The 12,713-nt window shown below is 58.2% G+C and carries 11 protein-coding genes; 7 read left to right on the forward strand and 4 right to left on the reverse strand.

Annotated elements, in window-relative coordinates; all coding sequences use genetic code 11:
* Window positions 1-32: 32 nt before the first annotated feature.
* Window positions 33-974: a GlxA family transcriptional regulator gene (locus ACWWD9_RS00920; protein ID WP_455867430.1), complete on the reverse strand. Its 942-nt coding sequence runs from the start codon at window positions 972-974 to the stop codon at window positions 33-35.
* A gap of 115 nt (window positions 975-1,089) precedes the next feature.
* Here ACWWD9_RS00920 and ACWWD9_RS00925 point away from each other — a divergent pair, with 115 nt between their 5' ends.
* Both ACWWD9_RS00925 and ACWWD9_RS00930 read left to right on the forward strand, forming a co-directional pair.
* Window positions 1,090-1,896, forward strand: coding sequence for an SDR family NAD(P)-dependent oxidoreductase (locus ACWWD9_RS00925; protein ID WP_013443428.1), 807 nt, complete (start codon window positions 1,090-1,092; stop codon window positions 1,894-1,896).
* Window positions 1,897-1,978: 82 nt separating this feature from the next.
* Window positions 1,979-2,215 carry a DUF2798 domain-containing protein gene (locus tag ACWWD9_RS00930; protein ID WP_013443427.1) on the forward strand — a complete coding sequence of 79 codons (237 nt, stop codon included), beginning with the start codon at window positions 1,979-1,981 and terminating at the stop codon, window positions 2,213-2,215.
* A gap of 26 nt (window positions 2,216-2,241) precedes the next feature.
* Here the strand turns inward: ACWWD9_RS00930 and ACWWD9_RS00935 are convergent, their stop codons facing one another.
* The gene (locus tag ACWWD9_RS00935; protein WP_013443426.1) at window positions 2,242-2,454 is read right to left on the reverse strand and encodes a hypothetical protein; all 213 of its coding nucleotides are present in this window, start codon (window positions 2,452-2,454) and stop codon (window positions 2,242-2,244) included.
* Window positions 2,455-2,517: 63 nt separating this feature from the next.
* Window positions 2,518-2,658 carry a hypothetical protein gene (locus ACWWD9_RS00940; RefSeq protein ID WP_455867431.1) on the reverse strand — a complete coding sequence of 47 codons (141 nt, stop codon included), beginning with the start codon at window positions 2,656-2,658 and terminating at the stop codon, window positions 2,518-2,520.
* A gap of 179 nt (window positions 2,659-2,837) precedes the next feature.
* On the opposite strand from ACWWD9_RS00940, the gene ACWWD9_RS00945 reads away from it, so the two are divergent.
* Both ACWWD9_RS00945 and ACWWD9_RS00950 read left to right on the forward strand, forming a co-directional pair.
* Window positions 2,838-3,698: a ChaN family lipoprotein gene (locus ACWWD9_RS00945; RefSeq protein WP_455868123.1), complete on the forward strand. Its 861-nt coding sequence runs from the start codon at window positions 2,838-2,840 to the stop codon at window positions 3,696-3,698.
* A gap of 264 nt (window positions 3,699-3,962) precedes the next feature.
* Window positions 3,963-6,008: a sensor domain-containing protein gene (locus ACWWD9_RS00950; protein WP_455867432.1), complete on the forward strand. Its 2,046-nt coding sequence runs from the start codon at window positions 3,963-3,965 to the stop codon at window positions 6,006-6,008.
* A 33-nt stretch (window positions 6,009-6,041) separates the two neighbouring features.
* Here ACWWD9_RS00950 and ACWWD9_RS00955 read toward each other — a convergent pair whose 3' ends face one another.
* On the reverse strand, window positions 6,042-6,650 hold the full coding sequence (locus ACWWD9_RS00955) for a TetR family transcriptional regulator (RefSeq protein WP_015831171.1): 609 nt from the start codon (window positions 6,648-6,650) through the stop codon (window positions 6,042-6,044).
* 119 nt (window positions 6,651-6,769) lie between these two features.
* Between ACWWD9_RS00955 and ACWWD9_RS00960 the strand changes: the two genes are divergently transcribed.
* Genes ACWWD9_RS00960 through ACWWD9_RS00970 form a run of 3 tightly spaced genes read left to right on the forward strand, consistent with a single transcriptional unit; the run spans window position 6,770 to window position 12,452 of the window.
* A complete protein-coding gene (locus tag ACWWD9_RS00960; RefSeq protein ID WP_455867433.1) occupies window positions 6,770-7,921 on the forward strand; it encodes a MexX/AxyX family multidrug efflux RND transporter periplasmic adaptor subunit in 1,152 nt (383 codons plus the stop codon).
* Window positions 7,922-7,953: 32 nt separating this feature from the next.
* Entirely contained in the window at window positions 7,954-11,076 is a 3,123-nt protein-coding gene (locus ACWWD9_RS00965) for a multidrug efflux RND transporter permease subunit (protein ID WP_455867434.1), read from the forward strand.
* Complete coding sequence (locus tag ACWWD9_RS00970) at window positions 11,073-12,452, forward strand: efflux transporter outer membrane subunit (RefSeq protein ID WP_455867435.1); 1,380 nt, start codon at window positions 11,073-11,075, stop codon at window positions 12,450-12,452. Before ACWWD9_RS00965 ends, ACWWD9_RS00970 begins: the two co-directional genes overlap by 4 nt.
* The last annotated feature ends 261 nt before the right edge of the window (window positions 12,453-12,713 follow it).

Genomic DNA, 12,713 nt, shown 5'->3' on the forward strand with positions numbered 1-12,713 from the left:
TATCCGCCGTGCGGATAAGGAGAGGCCTGCGCTTAATGTGTTTGCATGCGGGCCATGCGCTTGATGGCCTGAGGTGGATGCCCCAGGGTGCGGATGAAGGCCCGGCGCATGCGCTCGGGGTCGGCAAAACCGGTTTCCCGCGCCACTACGTCAATCGGGTGCCGCGCGGTTTCTATCATGGATTTGGCCGCTTCCACGCGCAGGTTTTCAATGGCTTTGGCGGGTGATTGCCCGGTCTCGGCACGGAAAGCCCGGCTGAACTGGCGCGGGCTCAGGTGGGCAACATCGGCCAGGTCTTCCACGGACAAAGGTTTGTGCAGGTTGCTGCGGGCATACGTCAGCGCAGTCTGGATGCGGTCGGACTTGGGTTCCAGCGTCAGCAGTGCCGAGAACTGCGATTGGCCGCCGGTGCGCCGGTGGTAGACCACCATGCGCTGGGCAATCGTGCGCGAAGCATCCAGCCCGATATCGGCTTCCACCAGGGCCAGCGATAAATCAATGCAGGCCGTCATGCCTGCCGAGGTCCATACCTTGCCCTCGCGAATGAAGATACGGTCTTCTTCCACCTTGATCTTGGGATAGCGGCGCTGCAATTCACGCGCGTGGCGCCAGTGCGTGCTGGCGCGCAGCCCGTCCAGCAGGCCTGCTTCAGCCAGGATGAACGCGCCGGTACATATGCTGGCAATGCGACGGCTGGCGATGTGTGCCTGTTGCAGAAAGCCGAGCAGGCCCGGGCTGGGGGTATGGATACCGATGCTGCCCATCATGATGACGCTATCGTATGCCTGCTGATCGAAGGCCTCCGTGTGTACGGCAACCCCGGCCGAACTGGTCACGGCGCCACCGTGTTCGGATAGCAGATGCAGTTCATATACCGGCTGGTGACTGACCACGTTGGCCATTTCAAATACGGTCATGGCCGCCAGATCCAGAATCTGAAAGCCGGGGAACACGACAAATCCGATACGCATCATGATGTCTTAAAAAGTGGGTTAAATGACATTTAAGCCATAGCTTACGTGCATATACTGACTCTCGTCAATTGCTTGTTTAAACACCCACTTAAATTTATTCATCAAGGAGAAACACATGGCGACATCTACTCAAGGCAAGGCTCTCATTACTGGCTCATCTTCCGGCATCGGCGCTGTGTATGCAGATCGCCTGGCCAGGCGCGGTTACGATCTGGTGCTGGTGGCGCGCGATACCACCCGTCTGCAAGCGCTGGCCGACAAATTGCACGCTGCCACTGGTCGCCATGTAGAAATCCTGGGCGCTGACCTGACACGCAAGCAGGACCTTGAGCAGGTAAAGCAAAAGCTGCTCGCCGATAGCGACATCAGCGTGCTGGTGAATAATGCCGGTACTGCAGCGGTGACCTCGCTGCTGGATTCCAATCTGGATCAGATCGACACCATGATTTCGCTCAATATCACGGCGCTGACACATCTGGCCGCGGCGGCTGCCACCAGCTTCGTCAAGCGCGGCAATGGCACCATCATCAATATCGCCTCCATTGTGGCGCTGGCGCCGGACATGCTGAATGGCAGCTACAGCGGCAGCAAGGCATATGTATTGAATCTCAGCGAATCCATGCATCACGAGTTGTCTGGCAAGGGTGTGCGTGTGCAGGCAGTATTGCCAGGCGCCACACATACCGAGTTGTGGGATCGTGCCGGTTTCTCCGTCAACCATCTGCCACAAGAGATTGTCATGCCAGCAGAAACCATGGTCGATGCAGCGCTGGTCGGACTTGATCTGGGCGAAGTGGTGACTATTCCTTCCCTGCCCGAAGCGGCCGACTGGACGCGCCTGGTGGATGCGCGCAATCATCTGCGCCCCAATCTTTCGCACAAACAGCCTGCCGCGCGCTACCTGCAAGCCGTGCGTCAGTAATTCTGCTGAGCAGCATGGGCTCGGGCACGCTCCTGAGCCCATGTTTTTTCATGTGCTTTTGATATTGCTTAAGAGGTAGCTCATGTCCTGGAAAATACCGCGCCGTTTTCGGCCGATTGTGTTTGCCGCGGTGATGTCCGCTTTCAGTGTCATGCTGGTTTCCGGCACGCTCACACTGCGGCATTGGGGCTGGCATGCCGGTTTCATGCAGGAGTGGTGGCATGCCTTCTGCACCGCATGGCCTGTGGTTTTTCTGGCGATTTTGCTGGTGGCGCCCCTGGTCGGGCGGCTGGTGGAATGCATTGTGGCGTCTGAGTAATTCCTGACTACCCTTTCAAGCCTTGCTCAACGCCCGGCGTCAACAAACGCCTGATAGAGATTGCGCTCGCGCAGACAGCTCTCCGCGCTCTTGTCCGCGCAAAACCCGCGCAGTTTGCAAAAGCAGATGTACTGCCCCAGCGTTTCGGTGGATAGCGATTCGGTTCCTCCTTCGGCTTGTTGCTGGCGCAGCAAGGCAGCCAGCGCGGCTTGTTCGTCGGGAATCGGTAATGCAGTCATGATGGGCTCTCGTTGTTGTGGTTATGGGGGATGGCTGATCCATCACGTTGGCGTGGCACCAGCTCAGGCCAGCAGGTATATGAGCAGCCCGAAGTACAGCAGTGCAAACACGGCAACCAGCCAGAACACCCACAGCATTTGCCGATGAATATGTTTTAGCGTGGTATTGATGTCATCCAGCTTGCCAGCTATTTCCTGATCCATGAGATTCTCCTGTTGCGCCATCTATGCGGGCTGCTTATGTTGTCAGCTTATTTTGTGTGTGGCGTCCATGGCCGGTTCCATGCCGGCGGCCTGCATAACTTCTGCGTGCATTGCCCTGGCTGAACCATACGGCATAGTGTGCGTCAGGGTGAATATCGGTGGAAACAAGGAGATAGGTGATGTGGCAACGTGGGCTTGTATGGGGCTGGCTGGTGATGGGCACATTGATCGCGGCGCCTGCCGTGGCGGCCGAGCGCATTATCAACCTGGCAACCGGGCAGGTGGTTTCGGCGCAAGCGCTGGTCGATGATCTCGCAAAGCAGGATGTGCTGTTGCTGGGCGAAGTCCATGACAATGCGTTGCACCATCAACGACGTGGCGAACTGCTGAAACAACTCAAAGCGCGGTTGGATGGGCCTGGTGCCTACGTGGTCGCCGAACATCTGCAATCCGGCCAGCGTGTGCAGTGGCAAGGACCGCTGCTGGCGGATCTGGAGCGTGCCGGATTCAATGCCAATAGCTGGCAGTGGCCTGCGCATGAGAGCCTGTTTGCCGCGGTTCGCGAGGCCGGATTGCCACTCGTGGGCGGCAATCTTGCGCCGGAACAAGTCAGGAATGTGGCGCGTCAGGGCGCGTCCGCTTTGCCAGCTCCGCTGGCCGGCATCCTCCAGCAGGCTCCCTTATCCGCGACGGCGGCAGCGACGCTGAACCAGGATCTGCTGGATGGTCATTGTGGCCAGCTCAAGCCCGAGCATTTGCCTGCCATGCAGCTGGCGCAACGCGCGCGCGATGCGGCCATGTTCAGTGCCTTGCGCGATGCGGGCTCTGGCATGGCAGTGCTGGTGGCGGGCAATAACCATGTGCGGCGCGATTATGGAATACCCGTGATCTTCCATGCACTGTTGCCGGAACGCCGCGTGCGCGTGGTCGGCTTTGTGAAAGATAACGCCGAACAGATGGCCCGGCTCGATGGCTTGCGCGGGCAATACGATTATCTCTGGATCACCCCCGCACAGGATCGTCCGGATCCCTGTCAGTAATCCCCTTGCCTGATCGCCATACACCAAACTCAGGGATCAGAAAACGTGGCTCGGGGACTTAATCCCGGAGAAATGCATGAAATCAGGCTGTTCAGCCACAGGACCTTATCCTGCGTAATAACCAGGGCTGACATATTTGCGCAGCGACCTCATAAAAGTTGTTCACTAAATGTCCTATAACGTATTACATTGCTAAAAATTTTGTGATTTTCATCACAGGACTGTCCTCTTTTATTGCTGTGTATTTGCTCAAAAGGGTTCTTGATGCTGGATAGTGCGCAAGAAAAAATAACGGCTAGAGAAAAATATCTGCGCACCTTGCTGGATAACTTTCCTTTCATGGTCTGGCTGAAAGACACGAAAAGTCGTCTGTTGGCAGCCAACACGGAGTACGCCCGCGTTGCCGGTGTGTCCTCTCCGCATGAACTGGAAGGCAAAACGGATTTTGATTTTTTTGATCCGGAGCTGGCCCAGGAATATGTCGAGGGCGACAGGCAAGCCATGGAGAGCGAGCTGCCGGTAGGCACGGTAAACCGCTTGCGGACCGCCGATGGCAAGGATATCTGGATTGAATCTTACAAGTCCCGCCTGGTGATTGACGGCAACATCGAAGGCACCCTGGGCTATGCGCGTGATGTGACCGATGCCATACGCCGCGAACGCGAATACCACTCCCTGATCGAAAATTCCCCCAATCTGATAGTGCGGTTTGACACCGCATGCCGACGTACTTTTGTGAACCAGAAAACCGCTAACCTTTACGGGGTTGCCGAAGATGTCTTGCTGGGCAAAACGCCAAGTGAATTTCCCGGGGGCGATTCTGCCTATGGCTATGAGCAGGTGGTCAAAGAGGTGTTCAAGAGTGGGCGCTCAGCGGCCATGGACTTGCACTGGCATGCACCCGATGGCAACAGCAGGATCATCCATATCTGGCTGGCCGCCGAGCTGGATGCCAGCGGCCTGCCCATCGCCGTGATCGGCATGGGGCAGGATGTCACCGAGACCTACGAGTATCAGGAACGCATACATCATCTGGCCTATTTCGACACCCTGACCAAGCTGCCCAACCGGGCCTTGCTCATCGACCGTGTCGAACAGACCATCGCCGAAGCCGAGCGCCATGCCTATCCGTTTGGCCTCATCATGCTGGATCTGGATCGCTTCAAGGAAATCAACGATACCCTGGGTCATACCCTGGGCGATGTGCTGCTGTGTGAAGTGGCCAACCGCCTGGAAAAATGCGTGCGCCCTTACGACACGGTGGCGCGTCTCGGTGGGGATGAGTTCGGTATTCTGGTCTCCGAAATGCGCGTGCCGGAAAACATCACCCGCGTCGCCGACAAGGTGCTGCAGGCCTTTGACCAACCTTTTGTGGTGGATGGTCATGATGTGTTTGTCACCGCCAGCCTGGGCATTGCGGCTTACCCGTCGGACAGTCATGCCGTGGATGATCTGCTCAAATATGCCGACTCTGCGCTGTTTCACGCCAAGCACCTGGGGCGCAACAATTTCCAGTTTTACTCGGCAGATCTCACCATCAAAGCCGCCGAACGGCGTGAGGTGGAAACCAACCTGCGCTTCGCCCTCAAAAAAGAGGAATTTCTGCTGCACTACCAGCCGCTGGTCGACCTTGCCACACGCGAGATCATTGGTGCCGAGGCCTTGCTGCGCTGGCAGCATGAGTCTGGCAAACTCATCATGCCAGACAAGTTCATTGGTATTGCCGAAGAGACCGGGCTGATTATCCCGATAGGCGAATGGGTCATGCGTTCCGCCTGCCAGGTGGCTGTGGCGCTGAATCGTGGTCGCCCGCGTCCGGTGACGGTGGCGGTCAATTTATCTACGCGTCAGTTCCTGCACAATGATCTGGTGTCTTCCATACAAGCCATTCTTGCCGAGACGGGCTGCCATACGGACTGGATCAAGCTCGAAATCACCGAAAGCCTGCTGCTGGAAAATACCGACAACATCCAGCGCATGCTGCAAAGCCTCAGTGCCATGGGCTTGTGTATCTCGATTGATGATTTTGGCACCGGGTATTCTGCCCTGAGTTATCTGCATCGCTTTCCGGTGCGCGAGCTGAAAATCGACCGTTCGTTTACCAGTGATATTACGGACAACGCCGAACGGGCGCTCATTGTGCAGGCTATCGTTTCCCTGGCCCGCAATCTGAATAAAAACGTGGTGGCAGAAGGGGTTGAAACCCTGGAGCAGGCCGATTACCTGCATAAGATGGGTTGCCCGCAAGCGCAAGGCTACCTGTTCAGCAAGCCTTTGCCGCTGGAGCAGTTTCTCGCGCTACTGGACTGATGGGTGTGGCAGCGTATGCACGCGCTGCAAGCGCTAGGGCCTTGCGGGGAGGGTGAGCCGTTCCAGCCCCATGGAACAGAGGCGCTCGGCGATATCCCATTTGTCTATCGTGGTGTCGTGATTGAAAAAAAGAATGCTGAAGATGCCTTCGATCTGCGCCTGCACATACAGCGTATAAAGCGCGACATCGCTATCGGCGGCGAGGCTGCCTTCCTGGATGGCGGCTTGCAGGCACTGCGCAATGACGGCGGCGCGTTTTTGTTCCCATCGCTCGCGTATGCTCACCAGTTCCGGCGTGTCGTCTATGCGCACGTAAAGAATGAACAGCACGCGCTGCAGCGAGCTGGCGTCGATATAGGAATGTACTTCATGCAGGCAGTAGCGTTTAAGGTAAACCAGGGCGGGCTCTTCCGGGCCGCGCTCCAGTGAAGGGGCGGTATGGATGGCACGCTCGGCCATGGCAATCGCCAGTTCCACTTTACCTTTGTAATGTCCATACACTGCGCCGCGCGACACATTGGCCGCATCCGCAATATTGGCCATGGTGGTGAGGCTCATGCCACGCTCGTAGATTACGTGTTCGGCGGCATCCAGGATCAGGTCGCGGGTGCGCTGGGAGTCTTCTTTTGTTTTGCGTGCCAAGGCATTAACTCGAAGGAATCGAAGCGCTTAGTATACACCCGATAATTAATCAGTCACGATTGATTGATTATCGGGGCTGGGCTATCATGCCCCATTCTTTATCCGTTGGAATATCAGTTATGGGTGTTTTTTCAGGAGAGTGGCGCAAGCTGCTGGCTGCGATGTCCGTCCTCGGGCTCATGAGCGCCTGCTCTTCCGGTGATCAGGCCGCATCGTCGGGCACTGCCCCGATAGAAGTGCAGGCCATCCAGGTGACCGAAACCCCGGTAACCATGGAAGCCGAGATACCCGGCCGCCTTGAAGCCTACCGCCAGGCGGAAGTACGGGCCCGCGTGGCGGGCATCGTCACCCAGCGGGTTTATCAGGAAGGTCAGGAAGTCAAAAAAGGCACGCCGCTGTTTCTGATCAACCCCGAACTCCTGGCCGCCGCCCGTGAGGACGCAGCAGGCGCGCTGGCGCAGGCCGAAGCCAATCATCTCAATGCCGTGGACAAGCTGGAACGTTACAAGGATCTGGTCAGTGACCAGTCGGTGAGCCAGCGCGATTACAAGGTAGCTGCATCTGAAGAGCTGGCGGCGCGCGCGGCCCTGCTGTCTGCCAAAGCCCGGCTCAACCGTGCCAATCTGGACCTCGGATATGCACGGGTGACGGCGCCGATTGATGGCATTGCCCGCCGCGCTTTGGTCACCGAAGGCGCCCTGGTCGGGCAGGATAGCCCCACCCCGCTGACCACCATAGACCAGATCGACCCGATCTACGTGAATTTCTCGCAACCGGCGGCAGATGTCATGGCGCTGCAACGGGCGATGCGTGCCGGGCAGGTGCAAGGCAAGAAACAGGGGCAGATTACCGTGCGCCTGATCCTGCCCGATGGCTCGGAGTACGCACGCAAAGGCAAGCTCTACTTCTCCGATCTTGCCGTCAATAGCACGACGGATTCGGTGGCCATGCGTGCCCTGTTTGATAATCCGGACCGCGAGCTTTTCCCCGGTGCCTATGTGCAGGTGAAGCTGGACCAGGCGGTGAATCCGCATGCCATTCTGATCCCGCGCGATGCGCTGATCAGAACCGCCCAAGCTGCCCAGGTAATGACACTGGACAAGGATGACAAGGTAGTGCCGGTGGAAGTGCAGACCAGCGGCATGCAGGGTCGGGAGTGGGTCGTGGTGAAAGGGCTGAAACCGGGTGACCGCGTCGTCACGACCAACGTCGCCACGCTGGCCCCGGGAGCGCAGGTGAAAGTCACGCCTGCCGCAGCCCAGAATCCATGATGCAAGCCGTTTAAAGAACCCAAGGCAACGATATGGCCAGATTTTTTATTGATCGCCCGGTATTTGCCTGGGTGATCGCCCTCCTGATCATCCTCTCCGGCATCCTGGCGATACGCGGGCTGCCGATAGCCCAGTACCCGGACATTGCGCCGCCCGTGGTGAATATCAGCGCGAGCTACCCCGGTGCTTCTGCACGCGTGGTTGAAGAAACCGTCACCTCGGTGATCGAGCGCGAGATGAACGGCGTGCAGGGGCTGATGTACATCTCGGCCACCAGCAGCCAGGGCTCGGCTGGCCTCAGCCTCACCTTCAAGCAGGGGGTGAATCCCGACCTTGCCGCGGTGGATGTGCAGAATCGCCTGAAAACCATCGAAGTGCGACTGCCGGAAATTGTGCGCCGCAATGGCATTTCTGTGGAAAAGTCGGCGGACAGTTTTCAGCTGATTGTCTCCTTGACGGCGGATGATGCTTCAACCAGCGAAGTGGACCTGGGCGAGCTAGCCTCGGCCAATGTGATCCAGACGCTGCGCCGCGTGCAGGGCGTGGGCAAGGTGCAATCCTTCAGCCCGGAATACGCGATGCGCATCTGGCCGGACCCCAAGAAAATGGCGGCGCTAAACGTGACAGCGGCGGATATTGCCTCGGCCATTCGCAGCTACAACGCACGGGTGACCGTGGGCCAGATAGGCGCCAATGGCGTGCCGGAAAATTCCCCCATCAGCGCCTCCATTGAGTCGGATGCCGTGCTCGCCACGCCGGAGGATTTTGGCAATGTGCAACTGCGTACCAATGCCGATGGCTCGGCCTTGCTGGTCAAAGACCTCGCCAAGGTGGAGCTGGGCAGCAGCGATTACTCCTTCTCATCCAAGGTTAATGGCAAGAATGCCGCAGGCATGGCGATCAAGATGGCGCCGGGCTCCAATGCCGTGGCCACCGTCAAGCGCATACGCGCCGCGCTGGATGAACTGCAGACGTATTTCCCGCCGGGCGTGACTTACCAGATTTCGTACGACACCTCGGCCTTTGTCAGCATCTCCATTGAAAAGGTACTCAACACCTTGCTGGAAGCCATCGTGCTGGTGTTTCTGGTGATGTATCTCTTCATGCAGAATTTCCGTGCCACGCTGATTCCTACCGTGGTGGTGCCGATTGCGCTCATGGGCACCTTCAGCGTCATGTACGCGCTGGGCTTTTCCATCAATGTGTTGACCATGTTTGGCATGGTGCTGGCGATTGGTATCGTGGTGGACGATGCGATTGTGGTGGTGGAGAACGTCGAGCGCCTGATGGCAGAAGAGGGGCTCTCGCCATACGAAGCTACCGTCAAGGCCATGTCGCAGATCAGCGGGGCGATTGTCGGCATTACGGTCGTGCTGGTGTCGGTGTTTATCCCCATGGCATTTTTCAGCGGTGCGGTTGGCAATATCTACCGGCAGTTCTCCTTGTCGCTATCAGTCTCCATCGCCTTTTCGGCGTTTCTGGCGCTGTCGCTCACACCGGCGCTCTGCGCCACTCTGCTGAAACCGATTGTCCCAGGCGATGCGCATGGCAGTCGCGGCTTCTTCGGCTGGTTTAACCGCCGCTTTGCCTGGCTGACCGATCATTACCAGGGCCGCACCAAAAAAATCCTGCAAAAGCCCATACGCTGGATGGTGGTGTACGGCAGCATACTAGCGGTGGTCGCGCTGTTGTTTGTGCGCTTGCCCACGGCATTTTTGCCGGATGAAGACCAGGGCAACTTCATGGTGGTGGTCATGCTGCCGCAAGGGGCGACCATGGCGGAAACCGATGCCGTGCTGAGCGAAATCAGCCAATACCTGCAAAAGAACGAGCCGATTGAATATGTATTCGAAGTCGGTGGTTTCAGTATCTACGGTACCGGCACCAGCAGCGGCATGCTGTTCGTGACATTGCGCGACTGGAAAGAACGCACGGCGGTTGAGCAGCAGGTAAAGGCGATTGTAGACCGCGTCAACATGCGGTTTTACGGGCGGCCCAACCGGACCATTTTTGCCCTGAATGCGCCTCCGCTGCCCGAGCTTGGCTCCACTGGCGGCTTTGATTTGCGCTTGCAGGACCGTGGCAATATCGGCAAGGAAGCGCTGGCGGCAGCGCGAGACAAACTGCTGGCCAACGGTGCCAAAAGCGAGGCGGTCACCAACCTCATGTTTGCCGGTCTGCCGGATGCGCCGCTGGTGCGGCTGGATATCGACCGCCGCAAGGCAAGCGCGCTGGGCGTGAGCATGGATGACATCAACGATACGCTGGCCACCATGTTCGGCTCCAATTACATCGGTGATTTTGTCTATGGCAACCAGATCCGGCGCGTGATCATGCAGGCCCAGGGCCATAGTCGCCAGAGCCTGGATGATCTGAATAATCTGCGGGTAAGAAATGCGCAGGGCGAGCTGGTTGCGCTGTCGTCGTTTGTGACCATGAGCTGGACCACGGGCGCGCCCCAGCTCACACGCTTTAATGGCTATCCAGCGTTTACCATCAACGGCAGCGCGGCGCCGGGCCGCAGCAGTGGTGAAGCCATGGCCGAAATGGAACGCCTGAGCCGGGAACTGGGCAAGGGCATCGGCTTTCAATGGGCAGGGCAGTCGTATGAAGAACAACTCTCCGGCAGTCAGGCCAGCATGCTGTTCGGGGTATCGATACTGATCGTGTTCCTTGCGCTGGCCGCCTTGTACGAAAGCTGGCTGATCCCGCTATCCGTGATACTGGTGGTGCCACTGGGCGTGCTGGGTGCCCTGCTCGGCGTGACCCTGCGCGACATGCCGAATGATATTTACTTCAAGGTCGGCCTGATTGCCACCATAGGCTTGTCCGCCAAGAACGCCATTCTGATTGTGGAGTTTGCCAAGGATCTGTATGCGGGCGGCATGAATATCATCGATGCCACCGTTGAAGCCTCGCGCCAGCGCTTGCGCCCCATCGTGATGACCTCACTGGCGTTTGGCGTGGGCGTATTGCCGCTGGCACTGGCTACCGGTGCCGCTTCGGGCGCGCAGTCTGCCATCGGCACCAGTGTGCTGGGCGGTATTATTTCGGCCACGGTGCTGGCGATCTTCCTGGTACCGCTTTTCTTCGCATTGATCGGGCGTTATATCAAACGCTCGCCACCGCCTGACAAGGACGTCGCATCCGTATGAGAACTACCTTAGCCTGGGGGATGGCCGGTATGGCATGGCTGTGTGTGGGTGGCTGCTCGCTGGCGCCAGACTATACCCGGCCGGCCTTGCCTGTGCCGTCTTCCTTCCCGGTCGCCACCGAAGCGCAAGCCAGCGCCGATGCTTTGCAATGGGCGCAGTATTTTCCTGATCCTGAGCTGCAGGCGCTGATTCAGCGGGCGCTGCAACACAACCGGGATTTGCGCGTGGCGGTGCTGCGCATTGAAGAGGCGCGCGCGCAATATGGCATCCAGAAAGCCGATCGCCTGCCTACGGTCAATGGCACGCTGGGCTATGAGCGTAGCCGCAGCGTACTCACGCAAGGACAGAAGTTTGATACCGATTTCTACCGGGCGGGGGTGAATGTCACCGATTTCGAGCTCGACTTTTTTGGTCGGGTAAAGAATCTCTCCGCAGCTGCGCTGGAGCAATTCTTATCCACGCAGGATGCCCGCGAGAGCGTGCAAACCAGCCTGGTGGCGGAGCTGGCAACGGCTTATGTAAACCTGCTGGCCCTGAACGAACGCTTAACCGTCGCGCAGGAGACGCTGAAATCGCGCCAGGCATCGCTCAGCCGAATCAAGCGGCGCTATGAAGGCGGTCTGGATAACGCCATAGAGCTTAAAACCGCCGAGATTCAGGCCAAGACAGCCGAAGCCAGTGCCTCGGCGCTGGCGCGTGAGCAGGCGCAGGCCATTAACGCCTTGCAGCTTCTGGTCGGCGATGGCGCTCCGGCAGAGGCCTTGCCACCCAAAGCGCTCAATGATGTGCAGATGGAAACCGTTGCGGCAGGCTTGCCCTCGCAACTGCTGGAGCAGCGGGCGGATATCCGGGCGGCCGAGCATCGCCTGCTGGCGGCCAATGCCAATATCGGCGCTGCCAGGGCGGCGTTTTTCCCGCGTATTCAGCTCACCGCCAGTGCCGGGCTGATCAATGACGATTTGCTGCGCCTGTTTGGCGGCGGCAGTGATCGTGTGTGGAGTTTCACGCCGCAGCTGGTCTTGCCGATTTTCAATGCCGGTCGCAATCAGGCCAGTCTCGATCTGGCCGTGGTGCGCAAGGATGTGGCCGTGGCCGAGTATGAAAAAACCATACAGACCGCATTTCGCGAAGTCGCCGATGTGCTGGTGGTCAGCCGCCAGATTGAAGACGAGATTGCCCTGCAAGACAGCATTGCCGAGGCGGACCGCGAGCGCTTGCGCCTGGCGACGCGCCGTTATGAGCGCGGGGTTGCTAACTATCTCGAACTACTGGATACGCAACGCAGCCTGTATGAGTCTGAGCAGCAACTGGTGCAGTTGAAGCAGCTCGGCCTCGTCAACAAGATCAATCTTTACAAGGCGCTTGGCGGCCACTGAGTGGTCGTCAGCCGCGCTTTTCCATCGCCGGGCATTCAAGCTCGGCTCAAGCTCATCAGCACGCATGCCCCGTCTTTTCTGAACCCGCATCATTTTTTTGTAACAGGCCTCACGAATCATTAAAGAAAGCTGGCCTAGCTGCCGTAATGCCTTTTAAGACGTGGGCAAGTTATATCCGACTCTTCATCCAATGCATGAGGAATGTCGGCTAATTGCATCAAACACGCAAACTGCACTCTTTTCCTGAGTCTTATCAAGAAA

This window comes from Methylovorus sp. SPW-M1 (assembly GCF_053848825.1).